The 22279-nt window shown below is 66.3% G+C and carries 25 protein-coding genes and 1 pseudogene; 7 read left to right on the top strand and 19 right to left on the bottom strand.

The genetic code is table 11. The features are described from left to right. Together GBZ26_RS04125 and GBZ26_RS04120 are read left to right on the top strand one after the other, a co-directional pair. Positions 1-419: transposase (locus tag GBZ26_RS04125; RefSeq protein WP_211104573.1), on the top strand; the 419-nt coding region annotated here is incomplete at its 5' end. Between the two features lie 504 nt (positions 420-923). Then, on the top strand, positions 924-1673 hold the full coding sequence (locus tag GBZ26_RS04120; protein WP_174437719.1) for a hypothetical protein: 750 nt from the start codon (positions 924-926) through the stop codon (positions 1671-1673). A 262-nt stretch (positions 1674-1935) separates the two neighbouring features. Here the strand turns inward: GBZ26_RS04120 and GBZ26_RS04115 are convergent, their stop codons facing one another. Then, positions 1936-2487: a hypothetical protein gene (locus GBZ26_RS04115; protein ID WP_211104572.1), complete on the bottom strand. Its 552-nt coding sequence runs from the start codon at positions 2485-2487 to the stop codon at positions 1936-1938. A gap of 545 nt (positions 2488-3032) precedes the next feature. Between GBZ26_RS04115 and GBZ26_RS04110 the strand changes: the two genes are divergently transcribed. After that, positions 3033-3719 (top strand): hypothetical protein, encoded by a 687-nt coding sequence (locus GBZ26_RS04110; protein ID WP_174437718.1) that lies wholly within the window; start codon positions 3033-3035, stop codon positions 3717-3719. Between the two features lie 140 nt (positions 3720-3859). Here the strand turns inward: GBZ26_RS04110 and GBZ26_RS04105 are convergent. Then, positions 3860-4640 (bottom strand): annotated as a pseudogene (locus tag GBZ26_RS04105) (IS5 family transposase); the annotation flags it as partial. Between the two features lie 588 nt (positions 4641-5228). Here GBZ26_RS04105 and GBZ26_RS04100 point away from each other — a divergent pair. From GBZ26_RS04100 to GBZ26_RS04085, 4 genes are all read left to right on the top strand, one after another. Further along, entirely contained in the window at positions 5229-6638 is a 1410-nt protein-coding gene (locus tag GBZ26_RS04100) for a permease (RefSeq protein ID WP_211104571.1), read from the top strand. Between the two features lie 52 nt (positions 6639-6690). Next, complete coding sequence (locus GBZ26_RS04095; RefSeq protein ID WP_174437716.1) at positions 6691-6939, top strand: thioredoxin family protein; 249 nt, start codon at positions 6691-6693, stop codon at positions 6937-6939. A 433-nt stretch (positions 6940-7372) separates the two neighbouring features. Then, positions 7373-7597, top strand: a complete 225-nt coding sequence (locus GBZ26_RS04090; RefSeq protein WP_174437715.1) for a DUF4160 domain-containing protein — start codon at positions 7373-7375, stop codon at positions 7595-7597. Positions 7598-7646: 49 nt separating this feature from the next. Then, the gene (locus GBZ26_RS04085; protein WP_343207282.1) at positions 7647-8129 is read left to right on the top strand and encodes a DUF2442 domain-containing protein; all 483 of its coding nucleotides are present in this window, start codon (positions 7647-7649) and stop codon (positions 8127-8129) included. Positions 8130-8192: 63 nt separating this feature from the next. On the opposite strand, the gene GBZ26_RS30835 is transcribed toward GBZ26_RS04085, so the two are convergent. The 17 genes from GBZ26_RS30835 to GBZ26_RS04000 form a co-directional block, all read right to left on the bottom strand. Continuing rightward, on the bottom strand, positions 8193-9041 hold the full coding sequence (locus GBZ26_RS30835) for a glycoside hydrolase family protein (RefSeq protein WP_174437714.1): 849 nt from the start codon (positions 9039-9041) through the stop codon (positions 8193-8195). Between the two features lie 4 nt (positions 9042-9045). Further along, a complete protein-coding gene (locus GBZ26_RS04075; protein ID WP_174437713.1) occupies positions 9046-9282 on the bottom strand; it encodes a hypothetical protein in 237 nt (78 codons plus the stop codon). 81 nt (positions 9283-9363) lie between these two features. Next, on the bottom strand, positions 9364-9879 hold the full coding sequence (locus tag GBZ26_RS04070) for a gp53-like domain-containing protein (protein ID WP_174437712.1): 516 nt from the start codon (positions 9877-9879) through the stop codon (positions 9364-9366). A gap of 12 nt (positions 9880-9891) precedes the next feature. Beyond that, on the bottom strand, positions 9892-10158 hold the full coding sequence (locus GBZ26_RS04065; protein ID WP_174437711.1) for a hypothetical protein: 267 nt from the start codon (positions 10156-10158) through the stop codon (positions 9892-9894). 16 nt (positions 10159-10174) lie between these two features. Beyond that, entirely contained in the window at positions 10175-12082 is a 1908-nt protein-coding gene (locus GBZ26_RS04060) for a hyaluronate lyase N-terminal domain-containing protein (protein ID WP_174437710.1), read from the bottom strand. A 22-nt stretch (positions 12083-12104) separates the two neighbouring features. Beyond that, complete coding sequence (locus GBZ26_RS04055) at positions 12105-12797, bottom strand: YmfQ family protein (RefSeq protein WP_174437709.1); 693 nt, start codon at positions 12795-12797, stop codon at positions 12105-12107. Beyond that, positions 12785-13843: a baseplate J/gp47 family protein gene (locus GBZ26_RS04050; RefSeq protein WP_174437708.1), complete on the bottom strand. Its 1059-nt coding sequence runs from the start codon at positions 13841-13843 to the stop codon at positions 12785-12787. Before GBZ26_RS04050 ends, GBZ26_RS04055 begins: the two co-directional genes overlap by 13 nt. Further along, a complete protein-coding gene (locus GBZ26_RS04045; RefSeq protein ID WP_174437707.1) occupies positions 13836-14282 on the bottom strand; it encodes a phage GP46 family protein in 447 nt (148 codons plus the stop codon). Before GBZ26_RS04045 ends, GBZ26_RS04050 begins: the two co-directional genes overlap by 8 nt. 3 nt (positions 14283-14285) lie before the next feature. Next, complete coding sequence (locus tag GBZ26_RS04040; RefSeq protein WP_174437706.1) at positions 14286-14825, bottom strand: phage baseplate assembly protein V; 540 nt, start codon at positions 14823-14825, stop codon at positions 14286-14288. After that, a complete protein-coding gene (locus tag GBZ26_RS04035) occupies positions 14825-15979 on the bottom strand; it encodes a phage baseplate assembly protein (RefSeq protein ID WP_174437705.1) in 1155 nt (384 codons plus the stop codon). Before GBZ26_RS04035 ends, GBZ26_RS04040 begins: the two co-directional genes overlap by 1 nt. Further along, the gene (locus GBZ26_RS04030; protein WP_174437704.1) at positions 15976-17208 is read right to left on the bottom strand and encodes a DNA circularization protein; all 1233 of its coding nucleotides are present in this window, start codon (positions 17206-17208) and stop codon (positions 15976-15978) included. Before GBZ26_RS04030 ends, GBZ26_RS04035 begins: the two co-directional genes overlap by 4 nt. Before the next feature lie 2 nt (positions 17209-17210). Continuing rightward, a complete protein-coding gene (locus tag GBZ26_RS04025) occupies positions 17211-19181 on the bottom strand; it encodes a phage tail tape measure protein (protein WP_174437703.1) in 1971 nt (656 codons plus the stop codon). Positions 19182-19351: 170 nt separating this feature from the next. Continuing rightward, the gene (locus GBZ26_RS04020; RefSeq protein WP_174437702.1) at positions 19352-19657 is read right to left on the bottom strand and encodes a phage tail assembly protein; all 306 of its coding nucleotides are present in this window, start codon (positions 19655-19657) and stop codon (positions 19352-19354) included. After that, positions 19654-20016, bottom strand: a complete 363-nt coding sequence (locus GBZ26_RS04015; protein ID WP_174437701.1) for a phage tail tube protein — start codon at positions 20014-20016, stop codon at positions 19654-19656. The genes GBZ26_RS04020 and GBZ26_RS04015 overlap by 4 nt, the downstream gene beginning before the upstream one ends. A gap of 15 nt (positions 20017-20031) precedes the next feature. After that, positions 20032-21522, bottom strand: coding sequence for a phage tail sheath subtilisin-like domain-containing protein (locus GBZ26_RS04010; RefSeq protein WP_174437700.1), 1491 nt, complete (start codon positions 21520-21522; stop codon positions 20032-20034). Beyond that, complete coding sequence (locus tag GBZ26_RS04005; protein ID WP_174437699.1) at positions 21523-21711, bottom strand: DUF2635 domain-containing protein; 189 nt, start codon at positions 21709-21711, stop codon at positions 21523-21525. Positions 21712-21722: 11 nt separating this feature from the next. Then, positions 21723-22277 (bottom strand): hypothetical protein, encoded by a 555-nt coding sequence (locus GBZ26_RS04000; protein WP_174437698.1) that lies wholly within the window; start codon positions 22275-22277, stop codon positions 21723-21725. Positions 22278-22279: the final 2 nt, after the last annotated feature.

The following is a 22279-nucleotide window of genomic DNA, read 5'->3' as shown; positions in this document are numbered from 1 at the left end:
CGGCCTTCACTGCCACCTATCTGGGGCGAACCACGGCCAACTGGCTCGATTTCCTCGGCCGCGTCGAAGCCTGGGTCGATCCAGCCGTCGAGCGGGTCTATGCGGTGCTGGACAACCTGAGCACTCATACCGCGGTGGAGGTGCTGCTGTTCAATCTGGCCCATCCGCGCTGGGAGTTCGTCTTCCAGCCCAAATACGCCGCCTACCTGAACCTGATCGAGCCATGGTGGAAGGTGCTGCGTTCCCTGGCCTTGAAGGGACGCCCCTTCGACGCGTGGGCCGAAATCGAGCAGGCGGTGGAACAGGCCACCGCCTACTGGAATGCTCATAAACACCCATTCATCTGGGGGCGCCGGCGGCGCCACCGGGCGCCAAAACGGTTCGGCGTCGCCGCCCTCTCAAAGGTCGCCCTAATTTAGCGGATGCACCACTAAGTATTTGATTTGAAAGGAATGGCGGAGGGGATGGGATTCGAACCCACGATAGGGGTTTGAGCCCCTATAACGGTTTAGCAAACCCATCCCCGAAGCCGCCCCACCCCACCGAAACCCACTCAAAGCCATTGTTTCTGCGGACTTCGACTAACGCAGCGCGCGCAATACGCGAGAACGAACGCGGTTCGCGAGGGCACGGGAGTCGGCACAGTTTCTCCCACCATGTTTACCATCGGTCTCACAAACCGTCATCTGTCACCCCTGACGTTGGGAGGGGTCAAGGACGGTAATGGACAGCATCGAACAAACCATTTCATTGCGCATGCGTAACGCTTTTTCCGCATCAACCGATGAGAAACTGAATTTGAAAAGAACAATGCAGAGCATATCCCTGTATGCGCTGGAAAAAATGACGCATACCAAACGCAGGGTACGTATGCTAACTAATATGTCAACGTTGGAATCAATATCAAGGTTAGGAAAGAAACAATGGCGCGTGACGTTAAGCCAGCCATACTAGCGGCTTCAGTTATTTTGCTTTCCGGTTGTTTCGCAACAAGCAAAACAGACTTCAAAGACCCAAATGAAACCGCAATCGATTTCACAAAAAGATTATCAGTTGAATTTTCCAACAAATTAGACAAGGTGATTAATAGCACGTTATCGAGCTCGCCGGTTGATAAAGGTGATTATATAGAAAAGAGCGGTTATTTCTTTGCGGTTTCTGCTGGTTTTAATGGAACAAAAGATGCTTTTTGGGATTTCTGCAGATCAAAGGGCGGTAACATGAGCGGAGACTTCTGCGTTGACAAAAATAATAGTGTAATTTTTATGGCAACACTTAAGCCAAGATTGAGCAAAGTACCAGACGGAGTTGATTATACAGTTGCACAGCCTAAAGATCCCGCAGGCTCCGCTACCTTGAATGCCATGGTTGCAAGCGCGAAGAAGGAAACCGAGCAGGCAAATGAAACTCGGCGGATGGCTGTTGAAGCGATCCGAAGAGATAAGGAAATTGAAGAAGCAAGAGGAATGGCCCTCTATGCCAAAACCGGTCGAGGGGATCGAATTTGCGCATCCTCTTCGGTATATTACCAGGAATATTGGGGGTTTGTTGAAGATAAAGCCAATGGAAAATACAAAGTCATGATAAAAGGGGCAAAAAAATATTATGACATGAAGCACTTTCGTCCTGATGAACTTACCTGGGTAGATCCGCGCCAATGGGCGCCCTGCTAGCAAGCGCAGCAGGATCTACTAAATTTTGCGAAACCATCGCGTCCGCTCCAGCACCCTCAAGCGAACTCTGGAGCGGCGCGTGTTCTGGCAAACCCACCGCAGAAGCCGCCCGACACCACCGAGAACCTCTGATACCAGGGGCTTTGAACGCAGTAACTGCGGAATTCCCTTTTGGTACACAACGTGATTCCCTGCCGGCTCGCGGAGGGAGGCGTGCATGGTGGCGGTGGCGATCAGAAAGCTTGAAGGGCCACCCACTACGTCAACTCATACCCGCAGCTTGACGGTTCAGGTCCCAACGGCCAGCCGCCGGCGTTCCGGATACCAGGATGTGAATTTGATCGCTCTGACGAGAGCGAGAATGGTTGCGATTATGCTGAACCGGGGGCGGAAGCCAGGGGATGTAAAGCAGGGCCAAGTCAGCGATCACCAACACAAAAAATGCCAAGGCCCAAGCCCCTGTGATAACGTAATTGGTGCGAATGAAGTCGGGGCTGTCCCACAAATCGGGGGCAACGTGTTCCCGCGCGTATTGCAGCGTGAAAGGGCGATGCAGCACGATCAGCAAAAGCCCTGCATCGACAAGCAGCCGGACTCCTATAATCGACTGCGTCGGCCCGCCCGCCATGGTGTAGAGCGCCAAGCCGCCGAATAGCACCCCAGTACCGACTTCGAGAATTTTTGGCTTTTTGCCGGGTCTTACCCAGTCGCGCAGGAGCAGGGCCGCCGATATGAGGGCGCCGGCAATCAGCCCTTCCATCGGCCCGACTAAACGGTCCAGGACAGCAAAGGTGATGAAAGGGAAGAAAGCCAAGAGTATTCCCATTGCAATCTGGGTTTACTGAGGACGATTTCAAGTCGATTGCTAAGAGTGCCTATCAAAACCCCCGCTGTGCCGAGCAAAATCAATGGCTTGAGCCCATGGAGACGGGGTTTTGATCCGCGCTCTAAGGACATCGGTCTGGATGTAGCGAAGTGGGATGCAGATCGATCATCAAATTACTTGAAAGGCTTGATAAAAGAAGACATGGAATTGGTTTCTAAACTGAGGATCAGCGGAGTGCCGTTTTTCTTTGGATGGGTGCCATTGACAAAATATGCTCTCAATTCGCAGGGTGCGGTGACTGAAGAGAGCTTCGAAAGTATTTTAAATGAGCTTCGGAGCAATAAAGCTATGCGAATCAGGTAAGCTTCAAGAGGATGATAAGTAAGCATCTAAAAAATTAGGTATCTAAGGATAGAGTTCCCCAAACCGATAAAGCAAACCGTTGATTTTTTCAATACGGAGCACGATAATCATCTGCGTCGCAATATGCAGCAGATAATTGCTGCTCCGAGCTTCCAAATCCAGGATAGGAGATGGCGATGAGCGGCGTTTCAAACAATTTCGCTTCAAGCCCTGAGTTGAGTCGTGGTGTATCGAAGCTGTATGCCCAACTCCGGGAGGATATGCAGAAAAATGGTGGGTCCGTTCGAGGAGGATTCGAAAGCGCCTTCACAAGCGCTGACGGCCTCGTGACGGTCACCTTGAGTTCGGAGGCGCTAAGCTCTTATGGCGGAAAGTCCGGTGATCTTGGGCTTCACATGAAGGTGCTCACGCGGTCTGGCACCGGCCCAGACGCTGCGACGTCCGAAAGCAATGCGATGAGTGACGCCATTCGCAACGTCGATGACGTCGCCGCTCACGAAACAGAAGTACAACACAATATGGGGAAAACGGAGTTTGTGGACAACCGTGGCATAGGCAATCAAGCGCTTCCGCAGATGTCTCAAACTTTATCGGATAAAGCGGATAAACTGTTTTCAGCGGCATCCGAAGAGTCTCCTCTGAAGCAAAAACTACAAAGTTCTGCCACCTCCAACGGATCGATCATCGATATGTTGAAGGCCCGGAGCGAGGACGGTGCACGCCTTGCCGAGCATCTGAAGAAGAACCTCGATGATTCGAAGGCAAACCGTTCAGAAGGGGGAAATAATTGGGTTAATCAACCGAAGCCAGGGCAAGATAATAAGGAAATATTTAAGCCTGTTGACCTAAAGGCATAATTCGGCATCGGCGGCGAAACGTTTTATTAAGGCTCTGAGCCGGAGGTTGCCGATTCATCATAAAAACAACCGTCATTGTTTTTGTGAAGCACTGCTATCCTCCGGCGTCGCGGTCTGAATCTAGGTTTTGTCGCCAAAGCTCGTAGCCAGACCATGACGGAAGCGATCTGGACGAAGGCAAGGTAGTGGGCGTCGAGCTTGTCGTAGCGGGTCGCCACGCGACGGAACTGCTTCAGCTTTCCGACCAGACGCTCAACGAGGTTCCGCCGCCGGTATAGCGCGGTCGAAGTCTGGATTCCTCGGCTGGTCGGCGCGACTGGGAATGATCGGCACGATGCGCTTGCGGCGCAACACGTCGAGCAGCCAAGCGGTCGAGTACGCCTTGTCGGCGATCACCGCATCTGGTTTCCAGCGCGGGCGCCCACGTTTTCCGCTGCGCAAGGCGCCTTGCTCGAACAGTGGGCCGAAGCCCAGCAGGTCGTGGCGTTCGCCACCGGTGAGATGCAGCGCCACCGGCCGTCCCTCGGCGTCGGCACGCAGGTGCAGCTTGGTCGAAAAGCCACCGCGCGAACGGCCAAGCGCCCGCTCGCCCGACGTATGACGTGCCCCGGCGGCATGGGCGTGGGCGCGGATCACACTGCTGTCGAGCAGGTGCGCATCCCAGCCCGCGTTCGGTGCCATGGCGCGCAACTCTGCAACGATGCGGCCCCAGATCCCGGCAGCCGTCCAGCGCTGCAGGCGACGCCACGCGGTGCGCCAATTCATCACATCCTCAGGCAGGTCACGCCAGGGCGCCCCGGTGCCGGCCAGCCAGAGGACTGCTTCGAGATTGCATCGGTGATCGAGTGAGGGCCACCCGGTCCTGGGCTTCTGGGGCGGAAGCAGGGGCAACAGCCGACGCCACATCGCGTCGGTCAACATGGTTCTGATCGGCACTCGGACCAAATGCGATCAGATCGGCTCTGCGCAAGTCCCTTTGGCGACAGAACCTAGATCGTCCCCAATTCGTCGCGGAGATGGAGAACGGCATTGCCCTTGGGAAAGGCGGCCCGCGCGACGGTCGCGGTCTGGTCGGGCACCGGCGAAATGGTCTGCGGTTTGAGCGACATGATCAGCCCTCTGCTTTGAGGATGTCGCCTTCAACAGCCGCCGTTCCCGTACCGTACCGAGGCCCCGGAATTCCCCAACAGTGTCCGCTGCTGAGGCTATTAGCGCACTCGATAACTGTGACCAGTAACGCCTGAAAGCGGATCGGAACAATCATCCGGACAGGATGCCTTGCTCGTCGAAGCGCTTCTGACCGCCATTTCGGATTTCGCCAAAAGGACCTGCTGCTACCCAGACCTATCATCCGAAATAGCCATCCTGGTTGACCCCCGTGGTTGACGTGTGTCAGGGCGGTTAACGCTCCACCACGGCATACTATTTCCAGACCTCGCTAAACGAAGGGAAGGCACCATGGAGACATCCACCCTTCCTGTTCAGATTGTTCAAAGTGGACTTGGCAGCTTGGCCACCTATCTGGCCGCTCATGTGCTGTTGTGCCTCGTCCCGGCATTCTTCATCGCAGGTGGTTTGGCCGCACTGATACCCAGATCGGCAATCACACGCTATCTGGGGCTCGGCGCGCCAAAAGCCGTCGCTTACCCGGCGGCGGCGGCCGCGGGAAGCCTGCTGGCCGTCTGTTCGTGCACCGTCGTCCCGTTGTTCGCCGGCATCTACAAGAAGGGGGCCGGGCTGGGACCGGCCGTCACCTTCCTATTCTTCGCGCCCGCCGCCAACATCTTGGCGCTGACCTATACGGGCGCGGCGCTGGGCGCAGAATTCGCGGCGGCGCGCCTCGTGCTGTCTCTGGCCTTCGGTGTGGGCATTGGGATGATCATGGCGCTGATCTTCAGCGAGGACGACCGCGTCCACGCCAGCGAGGCCGACAGCAGCTTCGCCGGGAGCGATCGCCTGCGACCCGCCTCCTTCATGCTGATGGTGCTGTTGGTGGCGCTGCTCATCGCCGGAACACTGAAGGTCGACATCCTGCTCGACAGCTACGCCAGCGTCACACTGCCGATCCACGGCATGGACGCGTTCGAGGCGACGCTGCACCGGCTGATCCCCTTCGACTCCGCGAAAGGTGAGGAAGGAATTGGCGCGCAGGGGGTGATCCTTATCCTGCTGCTCGGTATCATTGCGGCGGTGGCGCCCCGCGGCCTGGGACGGGTGGACGAGGGCTTCAACCGCTGGACTTGGGCGGCATTGGCGCTGGTCATGCTGACCCTGGCGGTCGCCGCAGTGGGCATGCAGCCGCACGCCAATGGCGTCGCGCTGCACCTGACCGGCAAGCTGGTCGGTGTCCTGGCGACAATGGCAGCGATCGCCTGGGTCGCGCATCGCTCCATCGATCGGTTCGAGGTGCAGCAATGGCTGTGGGAAAGCTGGCGCTTTGTCCGGCAGATCTTCCCGCTGCTGATTGTCGGCGTCTTCGCGGTGGGCGCACTGCGCGTCTTCATCCGGCCGGAGTGGGTGGAGGCGATGGCCGGTGCCAACAGCGTGCTCGCCAACCTAGTGGGCGTCGTCTTCGGCGTGTTCATGTATTTCCCGACCCTGGTCGAGGTGCCAGTCGCGCAGATGTTCTTGTCGCTTGGCATGCACCCGGGGCCGCTGCTCGCATACCTGATGGCGGATCCCGAGCTGAGCCTGCAGAGCATCCTGATCACCGCCAGCATCATCGGCCGCACGAAGGCCTGGGCCTATGTGGGACTGGTCGCGCTGTTCAGCACGGCGGCGGGCCTGACCTTCGGCGCTTGGAAGGACGGAACCCGTTTGTGGCTGCTCGGTGGATGGCTTGTCGTTTTCCTTGTGGCCCTTGCCGCAGCCCTCTACGCCATCCATCGCCGGAACGGTCCGATGGCGAAGGCCGCCTGACCAAGCAAACCGCTTTTATCACCAACCATTTACCGGAAAGGAGGATCGAGCCATGCACGTCAAAGTCCTTGGGCCGGGCTGCGCCCGCTGCAAACGCCTGGAGGAACTGACACGGAAGGCGGCGCAGGAGACCGGTATCCCCGTTGAAATCGAGCACGTCACCGATCCGGCCCGATTCATCGACTACTCGGTCATAATCACGCCGGGCCTCGTTGTCGAGGAACAGGTCAAGATGTCCGGCCGGCTGCCGCGCCCGGAGGAGATCGTAGCGTGGCTGAAGGAAGCCGCCAGTAGGCGATAAAGGAGGCCAACGCCGAGGCCCTTCGGATTGTCGTTTTGGAATTCGCCAACGGTGTCAGTTGCGGGCCAGCATGGCGGAAAAGGTGGCCAGCACCGAGAGCCGGTGCTCGATCTCCTTCATGCGGTTTTCTTCGTCGGGTGGCATCGGAACAAAGCTAGAGCACGAGAGGCGCGCCGTCCTCGGCGATTCCGCCGGTGGCTTGGCCGCGAACGGCTGTGAACGGTCCCTTTGTCAGGGACCGCTTTTTTCGGAAAAGCCGTTGAACCAAACGGCTTTTTTCGCGGGTGTCGGCGTTACCGTCAGCGCATCGAAACGCCCGACAAGTGGCAGAACGGCGACGCTCCTTTCCCATCCCGCGCACTGAAAACACAATTTCTGTGTTTACATCACACAATTATTGGGGTGGGTTTAGACATCAACGACGGGGGACACGATGGGCAAGCTGGCGACGATCGGAAAGGTGACCATCCGGGTCTTCGGCAACGACCACCTCCCGCCGCACTTCCACGTCAAGGGCACCGACTTCGAGGCCCTGGTGGCCATCGCCGGCGACCTCCCGACCGCCACCCGCAAGGAGGTCCTGGCCTGGGCCACCGCCAACCGGGACGCCCTGGTCGCCGAATGGAACACCTGGAACCCCACCATCCCCTTCGCCTGAAAGGAGGCGCGCCATAATCCCCCCGACCCTGCCGCAAGGCCCCCGCACGGTGCCCCGCTTGACGGCGGTGGCCACCGCCCCCGGCGCCGTCCTGCTGGCTACCTGGGACGACGGCCGCCGCGACGCCGTGGATCTCTCGGGCTGGCTGGAATCCGGCCACCCCCACTTCCACCGCCTGCGCGACCCGGCGCTGTTCGCCACCGCGGCCCTGGCCGATGCCACCACCGTGGAGTGGGGCGGTGACGAGGACTTGGCCATCGACAGCCTGAACCTCGCCCTGCTGGCCGAACAGCAACGCCCGTTCGGCGCGGCGGAGCTGGCGGCGTGGCAGCAGCGCCTCGAGCTGTCCAACCAGGAAGCCGCGGATCTCGTCGGGGTCCACGTCAATACCTGGAGCAACTACCGCACCGCCACCACGCCGGTACCCCGCGTCGTCGCCATCGCCTGCCGGGCGGTGGTGGCCGACCCGCTGCTGTTCGCCGCCCACTACCGTCCCCGCCGGCCCGGGCGCCCGCCGGCGGCGGCGGAGTAGCGCAGGCGGGAATCCGTGCGCGGTGGCGTCCGGACCCGGCGCCACCGCGAAACGTAATCGCACTCAGCGGCTGGAGCGCAGCCGCTCCCACACCTGAAGCCCCAGCGTGACCAGCAGGCCGCCGCCCAGCAGCAGGGTCGAGACGCTGGGACCGGCGCCGATCGCCTGCACCGCGGCAACCGCGCCTGCGACCTGACCCTGCGCGGTGGCCACCTGTTCGGCCACCGCTTGCACCTGCGCGGCGGTGCCGGCGACCTGCTGGGCCAGGCCGACCGCCTGTGCCCCAACGTCGCCGACCGGCCCCAGCGCGTCCAGCAGCGCGGCGACGGTGCCCAGCCCCAGGGTGGCGGTGCCGGCCAGGGCCGGGGCGGAGCGGACCAGCGGCACCGGCACCGGCGCCGCCTCGACCTTCTGGGCGATCGGCGCCGGCGCCGCTCCCGCCGGGACCGCGGCGCGCCAGTCGCCGCCACGAAACAGCGCCTCCTCGGCCGCCCGCCGGGTGACGAGGCCGGGCAGCTTGACCTTCTTGCCCTTGACGGTGGCGTAGACCCAGCGCTCGAACTGGCCGGCGGCGCCCTCGATGTCGCCCTGGTTCAGCAGACGCAGCAAGGTGGACCCCTTGAAGGCGCCGGCGCCCAGGTTGAAAACGAAGGAGGCGAGCGCGCCGCGCTGCGCGTCGGTCAGCGGCACCGTGACCAGCTTGGCCACATCGGCGGCCGCGGCGGCAAGATCGCTGGCCAGCAGCCGCTCGGCCACCGCGGCGGTGATCACCTCGCCTTCGCGGACGCCCTTGGTGTGGCCGTAGCCGATCGTCCACACGCCGGCGGGGCAGCGGTAGGCTGACAGCTTCAGGCCCTCGAAATGCTGCACCAGCCCGGTGGTGTCGGGGTGCAGAGCGGGAATCGTCGACATGGGATCACCCTTTCTTGTGTCGCAAGTTTTCGAAGAAGGTCCGGACCGCGGCGCGGCTGCACAGCGGGGTGTCCGGGTTCTGGCGGCGCCAGTCACCGACGGCGACGGCGAGACGGACCAGCACCAGCAGGAGGCCCAGCACCGCGACGGTGAGCTGCAGGCCAAGCGTCAGGTTGGCCGCCCACACGGGCAGAAGGGCCAGCCCGCCGCCGGCGGGGTAGTCGATGGCGCGTACAGACATGCGGCCCTCCTGCGGGCGTAAAAAAAGCCGCCTCTCGGGGCGGCCTTGGGTCGGTCGGGCTGGAGTGTTGTCGCGGGCCGGTCAGATACCCAGCGCGAACCAGTTGGTATTGATCGCCACCCCGCCGTCGGTGGACGGTCGCCAAGCGAAGAATTTGAAGTCCACCAAGGTCCGCGGCCCGTCGGTGGCAAAGACGGCTTGTGAAGGGGTGGGGTCCGAGCCGTCGATGGGGGTCGGCAGCACGCAAAAAACCGCTGTTGTAAACGGCTTCGGAAACTCTACCGTAGTGTAGCCGACCGCGTTGGACAGCACGGTTCCCCACTGAATCAGCAGGCAGCCGGGAAGGGTGTGATAGCCGTTCCCGGTGTGCGACCAATCACCGATCCGCAGCAGCGTGGCCAGTTGGTTGAACTTCGTCGGGTCGAGCGCAACGCCGCCCGCTTCGATCGTCTGCGCGATCTCCTCCTGCGCCGCGTTGAACCACCCGGCGTTGAGCGAGGTTGACGGGGTGCCGGTGATCGGCGAGCCGTCCGTGAAGCCGTGGCGGCCCGGCCCGAACAGGTCCTGGGCCGCATGCGGCGTGTCGATGCGTTTCATGGTCCGGGTCCTTCAGCAGTCTTCCGCGCCCGCGAAGTCGGGCAGCGCCTTCAGCAGCGCGTAGGCAGTGGGCAGATCGAGCGGCGCGGCGCTTCCCCATGGGACGTCGTAGGTGGGGGTATGGCGCGGCGGTTCTCCCTCGTGACGGTCCTCGCCGTCGCGGTACGACTTGACGCCAAGCCGGACGAGCCGGTCATCAACGAAGAGATGGAGCCCGACGACGCGGTGATATTCCGCGCTCGTGCCCTGCGGCGTCGTCACTTCGAGTTTCAGTGCCATTTTGCGTTCCACTTCATCAGTCGATGACCGCAAGCTTGCGGAGGTTGCCGCTCGAGTCCTTGATTTCGATGTAGCCGGTGACCGGCGCGTCGGCGGTGGCGGTGCGGGTGCCAAAACGCACCCGCCCGTTTGCGCCCTGTGGCGCGAGAGCGAGATCCACATGCCCGTCGGTGAAGCTCTGCGCGGCGAGGACCGGGGCCGCGCCGGCGGCCCCGCCCACCGCGGCGACCCATGAGGCCCGCTGGGCGTCCAGCAGGACGCCGTAGCCGGCGCCGGACGGAAAGAGGGCCAAGTTGCCGTTTCCCGTGCCGGTCATGGCGACGACCGCGTTTCCGCCGGGAGACGAGCCCTTGAGCAGCAGGCGCAAGGTCGCGCCGGCCGCCGTGCCGACGCCAACCTGGACGCTGCCATCGGTGCCGAGGATCTGCACCTCGCCGGTCAGCGATTGCAGCGTGAGGGGACCGGCCGTCTGATACGTCACCGTGTCGCCAAGGTTGCCCTCCCGGACGCCGACCGGCCCCAGCGCCTGCAATTGGATCGCGCCCAGGAGGTTTCCGCGCACATCGTTCTTGCTGACGATGTAGCCGCTATGATTCGTGCCGCCGAACTCGATGCCGTACTTCTGGGTGCTGGCGATGCTGGCCGTCGGACCGCAGCGGGCGCCGAGGATCGTGATGTCACCGACGTAATCGCCGACGTAGATGCCCGAGTAGACCCCGACCGGCCGCCCGAAGTTGGGGGCGCTGTTGCCCGCGAACAGCCCGCCGATGACCCGCGTGTGGGTCGGCGTCGGGGAGCCGATGATGTTGAGGCCGTGCCCCAGGTTGGTGACGCAGACGGCACCGTGGATTTCGGTGTCTTCCACGTCCCCCACGGTCCGCATGCCGTCGCGCGTCATGGCGCTGCCCCAGCAGCCGATCAGGCGCGTGCGGCGGATGACTGCCCCCGCGGCGGTGGCATCGAGCAGCCAGCCGTCGCCGTTCATCGTGGTCATGCCGACGCCATCGGCAAAACAAATCGTCGCGAACAGGTTGTACAAAAATCCGTCCGCCGGGGGCTGGAGCAGGTACCCGGTCTTGTGACTGGTCACCTGAATGCCGCTGAGCTGGTACGTGTCGCCGCCCAGGAACTTGAAACCGGCGCCGGTGTTCGTGGCGAGCCCGAACAGCGACACCCGAGACGCCGAGGACAGGCCGGTGTTGGGACCGAACACCACGCCGTCGAAGGCGAGCTGGTTCAGAATGCAGCCGTGAATTTGGCTCTGCGCGCCGCCGAAGTAGACACCGGACCAACCCCGGAAGGAGTCGACGTTTTCGACGCGCATGTTGCCGCCGGGAGAGGCGAAGTTCAGGCAATAGCCGCTGGTGTGACCGAGCGGCGACTCCATCATCAGATCGCGGATGGTCAGGAAGGAGCCCGTCAGCGTGAACAGGTCGCCCGCGCCGCCCTTGTAGATGTGCGTCGCCCTGCGCCCGTCGCCCACCATCGTGACGTTGCTGGCGTCGCTGATCACCGTGCCGTTGACGACGTACCGCCCGCCGGGGGCGCGGATTTTTGCCCGGCCACGGGCTTTCGCCGCGTTCCAGGCTGCCTGGAATGCCGCGGTGCAGTCATAGGACGACGTTCCGGCGCGGATCGCCGCGTGATAGCCTGGCGGGACAAACACCAGCACGTTGATGGTGTCGCCGAGCCACTCCTTCATGGCGCGCGGGTAGATGGCGCCGGCGACCGCCGCGGCGAGCGCCAGTTCCGACCCGTCGCCGTCCTCGCGCAGCAGCGGGTAGCCGCCCAGCTTCTCGCCGTCGTGGACGGTCACCGTATTTTTGTCCGTGTCGACGATCGTCTCGCCGGGCTGGCCGGCGACCAGGGCGAGTTGCGCCGTCGTGCCGCGCAGCCGCGCGACCCGCTTTACATCAGCAGTCATGTGCGTGGTCTCCTCCGGCCGCTCAGCCGAGCGTGCCCCAATCCTCGATGTCTTCCGCCCCGCCCAGGTCGGCGAGCGTGCCCCAATCCTCCGGAGCGCCGCCCAGCAGCAGCCAGTCCTCATCCGGCAGGTAGCCGAACAGCACCACCGTGTGCGCCGGCGCTGCCCGGCGGATCACGCACTCCAGGACCGCGGAGCCCCAGCCGCGAATGGCTTCGTCGCAGCCGCCGGTCGCCGTGAAGCTGACCGCGCCGGCCCCGACCGGCACGTTGAGCCGCCACGCGTGCGGCCAGCCCGCCCCGGCGGTGTTCAGGGCCGCATCGCAAGGTGAGCCGACCGTGAAGGCGGCGTGTTCGGTGATGGTGCAGCCGGGAAAGCCGAGCGCGCCGGCCAGACCGATGAAGAAGGCCCAACTTTGCCCGCCCCGGCCGGTGAGCTGCGCCACCAGGCGCGAGCGCCGATCCGCCAGCCCGGCCGCAGGGCCGGTGCAGGCGTCCGGCAGTCCGGCCACCCGCTCCCACGCGGGAAGCATCTCCAGTGTGGCCCGCGGGTCCGCCTCGCCCAGAAGCGCAAGCGCCCGGTTGTGAACCCGCGCCAGCCCGTCGGCCACGCCGTACAGCAGCTCGTCGTCCGCCGGCCAGGCCGGGCCGGTCGGCCGCAGCCCCAGCAGCAGGGCATAATAGTCGTCGGGGCCCGCCTGCATCACGCCAGCCATGTGATCACCCCCAACTGTGCGATGTGCCCGGCCGGAGACACCACGTCGGCGGCCGGCGCCACCAGCTCGTGGCGGAACTCGCCGGCGGCCTGCGAAATCGCTTCGCGCAGACGCGACAGGTACAGCGTGCCGCCGGGGATCGCCTCGCGGGCCAGGAAGTCCTGCAGCTCCGCCGCCGCCGCGGCGCGGGTGGCCGCGCTGTCCGGGGTGAGGCGGATCGACAGGGCCACCGGGTCGGCCACCGGCGCGAAGGCCAGGACGGCGGCCGTCACGGGCCGCACCTCGTCCAGGTGCGCCTGCATCGCCGCGACATCGGCGGGGGTCGGGATGATGCTGGCCCGGCCGTCACAGACGAAGGCCACCCCGACAGAGCCGACCCCCTGATGATGCGCATAGACCCAGGCCCGGGTGACGCCCGGCACCTCCAACGCCCACGCCACATAGTCGGCCGCGGCGCCGCCGTGCGGCGGTGTGCGGATGCGGGCCAGCAGGCGCGCCAGCAGATCGGCGTCCGCCTCGATGTCGGCGCCGCCCGAGACATCGACCACGACCGCGGTGGACTGGGCGCCGGCGACCGGGCTGACCAGGGTCAGCCGCGCGCCGGGCGGCAGGTTGGACGCCGCCCCCACGGCCGCGGCCTGGACGGTGGCCATCGCCGTCCCGCCGATCGCCGCCACGTCGGCGGTGACGGTGTAATCCGCGCCGCCCCCCGGCCGCTGCAAAACCGTGCCGGCCGGCACCGTCACGCCCGCGGCGGCGGTGATGCTGACGGTGCCGGCGGCAGCCGTGGCCGCCTTGCGCGCCACGCCCCACAGCGAGGCGTGACGTTCCAGCCATGCGGCGTCGGCGGTGTCGGGAAGGATTTGCCGGGCCAGATAGTCGATGTAGCCATAGACGCTGTGCAGAGCGCCGCCCAGGACGCGGGCCTGCACCTCGCCATCGGCGCGGCGCAGCAGCTCGTCCAGGCCAAGCCGGGCCAGCAGGTCGGCGCGGGTCTGTTCGATCAGCTCGGGCAAACCCGCCCGGGTGAAACCGGTGTCAGCCATTGGCGATCGCCTCCCAAGCGTCGTCGAAGCGGAGATCCACGGGCGTGCCGTCGCGGCGCCAGATGCGGCAGGTGAGCGTCAGGCCGTCGGTGCCGCGGCGGTCGGCGGTCACCTCGACGCGCTGGGCCACCCCGTCGGTGACCAGCCACGCCAAGGCCTCCTGCGCGTACTCGCGGGCGCGGCGCGCCGTCTCCGGCAAAAGCTTCTCGCGCGACAGCAGCCACAGCCGGGAGCCGATGCGGTCACCGGTCACGGTCGGGTAGGTGTCGCCCCACCAGCCCATCCGGCGGTCGGCGGGCAGCACGTCGCCGGGCTGGGCCCGGCCCCAGGTGAACAGGGACATCAGCACGGCCCGGACGAGCGGGTCGCCCGCGGTCTGGTCAAGCGACAGCGTCACGCCGTCGACGACGACGGCACGGTCCTGCACGAAATAGCTCATGGGCTACATGCCTTGGTTGGGCGTCGCGGTGCTGGCGCTGCCGGGCTGCACGCCGCCGTGGGTGTGGCCGTCGTAGGTCTGGCGCATCTCCGCCATGGTCCGGCCGCCGGTGTCGCAGCGGTCGCGCACCTCGCCGGTTACCTCCAGAAAGGGCGTCTCAACCCGGAGCTTCGTGGCCGCCTTGATGACCAGCTCGCCACCGCGCTTGATGCGGATTTCGTCGCCTTCATCGGTGTAGACGCACACCTCGCCGGGCGCTAGGTCGGCCGGGCGGTATCGCGGATCGGACACCACCGCGGCGATCCCGTGCGAACGATCCCCGCCGACGAACACCACCAGGGCGGTGGCGCCGGCATGGGGGTGCGCCGTGAAGCCGTAGGGTTCGGCGTGCTCCACCCCATCCTTGACCTCGCCGGCGAGGAGCGCCACCTGCACGCGCTGCGCCCGCCCCTGCCCCACGGCGGTGACCAGGGCGCGCGCCACCACCATCTGCAGGCCTCGCTTGAGCGGCGCCAGCAGCTTTCCCACGCTGCGATGATCCATCAATCGAACTCCACAATGGGCGGGGTCAAGGTGGCGCCCGTCTTGCCCTTGCCCTTGGCTTGCGGCGTTTCGGGCAGCAGCTCGTAAGCCGCCTTCGGCGCCACCGTCAGGGTGGTGACGCTGCCGGACTCCGACAGGCTGTAACCGACGGCCGAAATCAGCATGTCCAGATCAAAGCCGATGATCGGGTCACGCACCCGCACCAGCTCGTTGGGGACCCAGAGACGGCCGTCGGCTTGGCGCCAGCCCTGCACGGTGTAGCTGGTTTCGAAGCTCTTGCCGGCGCGGTGGGCCGCCTCCCAGCGGGCGCGCTCGCGGGCCGTGCCGCCGTCCGGCTGGCCGTCGGCGACGATCACCAGCACGCGCTTGCGCCTGATGCCGGTGTCGGCCTGCACCGCCATCACCTGCGAGGTGGCGGCCGCATCCCCGGAGATGGCGCCGATGTCCGGCCCGTCACCATCATCGCCGGCGTCCTCGTCCTCATCACCGGCGGCGCCGTCCGCCGTCCGCTGCCCCTTGATGCGGTATTCGGAAAAGCGGTCTTTGCAGTCCAGTGACGCCGAGCCGGTCAGCAGGTTTTCCCCCACCACCAGATCCGTGGCGGCGCGCGTCGAGCCGGCCCGGGTCAGGACGAGCCGCCCTTCGGCGTCGTCGGTGGACAGCAGCGCCCGCAGCTTCAGCATGCGGTCGACGCTCTCGAACACCGATTCCCCCTGCTGCACCTGGTGGTCGGCGATCGGCGCCCCAGTGTCCACCGCCGCCAGCACGGTGACGCCGTAGGGCGCGGCCAGCTCCGCCGCGATCTGCTCGACCTTCCGCCCCTTGAACTGCCCGGGTTCGTGGATCGCCGAACAGTCCACAAGGTCGGCGGTTTTCGACCGGCCCTTGACGCTGACGGTCACCGACTTCGCGTCGTAGCTGATCGGCGTGCCGTCGACGTAGCCGGTCAGCACCAGGTCGGCGCCGATGAAGACCTGGCAGGCGTCGCCCGGCGCGATGCGGCGCGGGACGTCGGAGCCGGGCCAGCGGTCGGTGACGGAGAGGTCGAAGTCGCGGGCCTGCCGGTCGATGCCGGCGGAGATGCTGACCGACTTCCAGCCGCCGAAATCCGTGCCGTTGACCAGCAGCCGCACCAGGTTGCGATCGTCCGTCATGTCAGCACCTTCAGCGGCGCCGGCGGCACGAAGCCGGGGTGAGCCACGCGGTTGCGGGTGACGATCTCCTCGCCGCGCCCGGCGTCCTCGTACAGGTCGTAGGCCAGGACCACAGCGGGCTGCACCGCCGTCGGCGTGACGGTGGCCAGCCGGGCGGCCCCGGCCGAGCGGGCGGTGAGGTCCTGGACCACGGCGACGCGCAGATCCGTCAGCGCCCGGAACGTGTCGTCAGGGACGTCGGGACGCAGGGTCTCGGCGTCGATCCGCGCCGCCAGCTCGTCACGGGCCGCGATGACTTCCTGGTGGACCGGCCAGTCGGCGGCGGCCGACACCTCGGCGGCATGCACCAGGGCGGACCGGCGGACCAGGGCGGCAAGGGCGGTCGAGTTGGTGGCCTGTTGCTGGCGCGCCGGCGTCGCCCGGGTGTAGGCCGGAGCCGGCGCCGTGTAGGAGGCGACGTGCAGCAGGGCGGCCAATGGCCGGGCCGCCGGGCTGGAGCGTGCCACGCCGGTCCAGCCGGTGGCGGCCGACGTGGTGGCCGAGCCGCCGCCGCCCGTGGCCGTAAAGGACCGGATCAGCCCCAGCACCCGTTGCGCGAGCGCCCACGGCGATCCGAACAGCCGGTCGGTGTCACTCAGCAGGCCGGACAGCAGAGAGGAGCCGCCGGCCCCGCCACCTCGCAGGACCCGCTCCGCCAGGCTGACGGCCTTGGTCAGGTCGGCCACTGCGCCTTCGCGGACGAAATCGGCATAGCCCGCCACACCGAAGGCTTTGGCGAAATCGCCCGCCGAAGCGGTCGACAGGGCGTCGGCCTTCAGCTTGGTCTGCGCGGCGCTGTTGACCTTCGCCGCCGGGAAGGACAACTCCCCGGCTTCGACGAAGGACAGGCTGAAGCGGCACATGCCGCCCTCGTCGGCGGAGTGGGCGACCCGGCATTCCCCGTCAGCCGCCACCCGCAGGGTGCCGAAGTGCGGGTGGACCAGCTCGCCCGGCCCGGCCTCCTCCAGCGCGGCCAGCAGGCGGTCCCGCTGCGCCATGTACTGCGGCCCGATGACGTAGGCGGTCAGGGTGACTTTGCGGGTGGCCCGCCCGAGGTCCTCGACGAACGGCTTGTCGCGCTGCGGGTATTCGTGGAGCTGGACGCGCCGGCCCGCCGCCAGTTCGTCCCCGTCCACCTTGAAGGGCACGCCCCGGAAGGAGGCGGGCCGAAGCTGATCACGCCAAGCCATGGTCAGAACCCCAGCGCCAGGGAGCGATAGCCGACGTCCGGGTTGAGAGCCACGCCCTTGGTGTCGGAGCGTGTCTCGACCCGGGTGCCGGGCGGAGCGCCGTTGATGTTGATGTCGACCGCGCCGCGGAGCTGCTGGGCCTGCGCACCGGCCGCCAGGACCGGGCTGGCCCCGGCGCCGGCCACCGCCCCACCGGCGGCCGGCGCCGCCGCCACCGACAGGCCCAGCGTGTCGGTCACCCACGACGGCAGGGCGCCGGTCAGGGCCGCCAGCTTCGCCTGCAGCGCGCCGGCGATGTCGACGTCGAACAGCGACCTGATCCAGTCGGACACCTTGGAGAACACCCCGGCGATGGCGTCGCCCCACCCCTGGAACCAGCCGAGCAACCCCTGCCCGATCGTCTTCAGCCCGTCCATCGCCGCGGCGAAATCACCGGTGAAGACGCCGGACAGGAAGGCCATGAACCCGCTGAACACCAGCTTGATCGCGTCCCACTGCCCGGTGAACCAGGCCGACACCGGCCCCCAGTTGTCGTAAAGCAGGTAGGCGGCGCCGGCGAGCAAGGCCACCGCCGCCACCACGGCCCCGACCGGGTTGGCGGCCATGGCCAGGTTGAACAGCAGCATCGCCCCGCGGGCCGCCAGCAGCGCCCCGCGCAAGGCGAGGACGACGGGGGCGATGGCAATCCGCGCCGCCAGCACCCCGAGCGCCCAGACCAGGCGCAGGACAGAGCCCAAGGTGGACAGGACGGCGCCGCCCAGCAGGGTGATGGCGGCGCCGGCCACGCCGACGGCGCCGGCAACGGCCACCATGAGAAGGGCGTATTTCGTCAGCTCCGGGTTGGCCTTGGCGAAGGCGGCCATCTGCTCGATCAGACCGCCCAGCGGCCCCATCAGCTCGTTGAGCGTCGGCAGCAGCGCGTCGCCCAGGGTGATCTTCAGCGCCTCCCAGCGGTTGGCCATGAGCTGGATGGCGTTGGCCGTCGTCGCGGCGCGGGCTTCATACTCCTTGTTCATCGACCCGCCGAAGCGGGTGGCGTCGGACACCTTGGCGATGTTCTCGCGCAGGTTCGGCAGGTTCTTCAGCAGCGGCACGATGGCCCCCAAGCTCTCCTTGCCGAAGATTTCCGCCATGACGCTCGCCTGCCGGTCCTTCGGCAGCTTCTCGATGGCCGCCAGGACCTTGGTGAAAGCGCCGGTGGCGTCCTTCTGCATGGCCTTGGACAGCTTCACCGTGTCGATGCCCAGCGCCGCGAAGGCCTTCTTCTGGCCCTTGGTCGCGGCCTCGCCGGCCGCCATCGCCAGGATAAAGTTTTTGGTCGCGGTTGCCGCGACTTCGGACTCCACACCGACGCCCGAGATCGAGGCGCCCAGGGCGGCGACATACTTGGCCTGGACGCCGCCGACGTCGCCCAGGGCGCCGACCCGGCGGATGACGTCGCTGATCTGTGCGGCCTTCGCCGGGCCGGTGTTGCCCAGGTAGTTGACCTGGTCGGCCAGCTCGCGGACTTGGTCCTGGGTCATCCCGAAGGCGACGCGCCACTTGGCCATCATGTCGCCGGCCTCATCGGCGCTGAGGTCGAAGGCGATGCCCATCTTCGCGGCGTCTTCGGCGAAGGTGGCCAGTTCCTCCCGCGCGATGCCTGACTGACCGGCCGCCGCGACGATCTGGCCGATGCCGTTGGCCGCCATCGGCAGACTTTTGGACATCGCCAGGATGTCGTCCTTCATCTGCGCGAAGCCTTCCGGCGTGTCGAAGTCCACCACCTTCTTGACGTCGGCCATGGTGGACTCGAAGTCGATCGCTGACTGGGCGATCTGCTGCACGCCGAAGGCCGACGCCAGCGAGCTGCCGGCGGTGCCGATGTCGCCGAACCGCTTGGTCATCCCGCCGATCGCCCGGTTGATGCCCTTCATCGGCCCGGACACCCGGTCGACAACCGAGATGATGGCTTTGAGGTTGAAATTCGCCATGCCCGCCTCCGACGCAGCAAGGGCGGCCACGGGGCCGCCCTATTGCTGTTTCAGCTCCTTGCCGATCCGGATGGCCTGCGCCTCGTAGAGCAGCATCCGGGAGATGGTCAGCGCCTCGATGTCGCAGGGGCCCATGCCCCACGTCCAACCGACGTCACAGAACCGTTCGATCAGTCCTCGTTCGCCGGGGCCTGGTCCGCCAGCCCATCCGTGAAAAAAGGGATGATCGTCATCATGCAGGCCTGGAAGTCCGGAGCGCCCAGTGCCTTGACGCTGCTGGCCGGGATGCCGCCCAAGCGGCTGATGTACTTGCCGCACACGTTGGCGAGCGGCGTGAACGAACCGTCGCCGCTCATCTGCAACGGATAGCCGCAGGTCATGATGTCGTCGCCGTTGGGCTCGCGGAACGTCAGGATGGTGACCTCCTCGCCGTGGGCCTTGATCGGCTTTTTCAGGGTGACGGTGTTGTCGCTCATCGGGATTCCTCGCACTTCATGCCTTCGAAGGTGACGGACACCTGCCCTTCGGTGGTGTCCAGCTCATGCCCGGCCTTGGTCCAGGCGTTGCGCAGCACGTAGACCTTGCCGGTGGCCAACTCCGCGGTGACGGTGGCGTCGGTGATCGCCCGCAGGACCTCCAGCGACAGCCCGTCGGTGTCCGAGATGTCGGCGGAGATGGATGGCACCCGCGGCGTCTCCTTGTAGCCGTGGACGCCGTCCTGGCCGGCGACGCCTTCGCGCTCGATGTCGTCCGGCGACACGGTGAGGGAGCCGCGCAGGGCGTACTGGGTGCCGTCCACCTTCAGGTAGCAGACACCGGCGACTTTCTTGCTCATGGGTCAGGCCCTCCTTCAGGCCGCGTACTGCAGGCGGAACTGGACCAGCACCGCGAAGACGCGGAGCTGGTTGACCAGGTCGGGCGGGTACAGGACGTTGAGACGGTTGGGGTCGCCGGGGTCGCGCTCGACCATCAGGTTCGCCTTGAAGGCAGCGAGGTTCTCCACCAGCCCCAGCGTTTCCATCTCGGAATACTGGGCGATCAGCTCCGCCTTGATGATCCTCGGCGTGACGATGGCCTGCCCGGCGCCGAACGCGGTGCCGTCGTTGGCCAGCTTGTGCCGGGCGTACTTGGTGGTGATGACCGAGCGCAGGCGGCGCAGGACGGTCGCCAGCGTGGCCAGCGTTTCGACGTCCAGGAAGGACGGGTCGGGCTGGCCGTAGGCGTTGACCTGGTAGGTGGTGATGGCCCGCTCGATGCGGACCGTGCCGTCGGTGCCGGTGGAGAAGGTGGCCACCCCGTCGAACAGCAGGATTTGCCGCTCCGACATGGTGAAGCGGGCGGACACCGCCGGCGCCAGGACGCCGACGAGCGGCAGGGTCTGGAGCGGCCGGGCCGGGTCGATGCGAAGCGATTTCGCGGCCTGCCCGGTCAGGGCGGCGGTCCACTCCCACGGTGGCGTCGGACTGCCGGCGTAGCCCAGCACCGTGACGTGGGGATCGTTGCGCGCGTTGCCGAAGGTCGAAAGGTCGGACACCGTGCCGCGGCGGGCCGCGAAGACGTGGCCGTAGAGCTGGCGCGACCACGCCCACCGGCCGGTCTGGTCTCCCATAAGGTCCTTCAGGGCGTCCAGGCTGGCGGTGTCGGTGTAGGGGCAGGCGATGAAGTCGAAGGGTTCATCGCCCAGCGCCGCGATGCCGGCGGCCAGGGCCGGCGCGGTGGCGCCGTTGGCCATCGCCGTGACGGCGACGGTCAGGCCGGCGGGGATCGCCTCGCCGCCCAGCGCGCCCAGATAGTTGACCCGCACGTCGATGTCGTTGCCGAGCGGCCCCTTGTTCTTGGCGGTCAGGGTGACCGCGCCGGCGTTGGCGGTGGCGGTCACCGGCAGGTCGGCCGCCGCGGTGATCGCCGCGGCGAGCGCGGTGGCCACCGCTGCGGCGGCGTTGCCCGACGCCACCGCGACCTGCAGCCGCTGCCCGGCGATGTAGAGGGACAGCGCGCCGGCGGCCGTCGCCGTGCCGGTCAGGGTGACGGTGCCGGTGGCGGCCACCGCGGCGCCGGCGTCAGCGACGGGCAGGCACCAGATGGCGCCCATATCGTCGTTGCGGCGGTACGCCGCGACCATGCGGGCCAGGACGGAGCCGGCGCCGAACAGGGCGCCCGCCTGGTCGGGGGAGGACACCAGGACCGGCACGTCGTTGGCGGCGGTGCCGGCGGGGAGCTGCTGCCCGATCAGCAGGGCGCGCTGGTCCTGGACGAAGTAGCTGGCCTGCGAGCCGTCCACCTCGGCGTGGAACAGGGGCAGGCGCAGCGACGGCGGGATCTGGGTGAAGGAAACGGACATTTACAGGCCCTCCCCGTCCGTCGGCACGGGCAGGGCGGCGACGGTGGGCCGCCCGGCCCGCACGACGTCGCCGTCGGCAAGCCGACGCATCCAGTATTGATTTTCCGGCACCTCGGCCCCTTCGGCGGGCAAAGGCTCTCTCGTCTCCGGGTCGCGCACGAGCGCGCCGGGCTTGGGCTTCACGTACATGCGTGACTCCGTCAGGTGGGGATGGTGAAGACGCCTTCGGCCTCAAGCCGCCCGTCGGGGCCGGGAGAGGTCAGGTTGGGGTCGGCCGGGTCGATGCAGTCGACCCCGACGCGGGTGGCTTCGAAGGCGTCGGGAACAACGGGTTGCCAGATCGTATGAAACTTCCCGGAGATCCCGATCAGCGCCAGCACGAGGGGGTGACGCCCCTCATCGTTGGGGATGATGCGCGTCTTGACGCTGCTGATTTCCTCGAACTGGGCCACCCACTCGGCGTTGGTGAGCAGCCGCTCCAGGATCGCCTTGCACAGCGCGTCGAGGGCGTCCTCGGCGTCCCCGTCCTCGCTCGCCTTCATCCGCACGTCGATGACCATGGTCAGATCGTGCGCGAACTGCGGCGGGGTGCCGCCGCGGCGGGTCATGTCCTCGTCGTAGGTGTAGACGAGAATGGTCGGATAGGTTTCCCCGACCTGGGGCATGAGGCGGGTCGCGTAGACCCGGTCGCCGGCGGTCGTGGCGCCCTTCAGCAGGGCGACCGTGGCCGCCCGGATCTCCGTGCGTTCCAGCATCG

This window comes from Azospirillum formosense, assembly GCF_013340925.1.
Lineage (GTDB): Bacteria > Pseudomonadota > Alphaproteobacteria > Azospirillales > Azospirillaceae > Azospirillum > Azospirillum formosense.
Note: the sequence above shows the minus strand (reverse complement) of the source record. Positions and strands in the feature narration are given on the sequence as shown.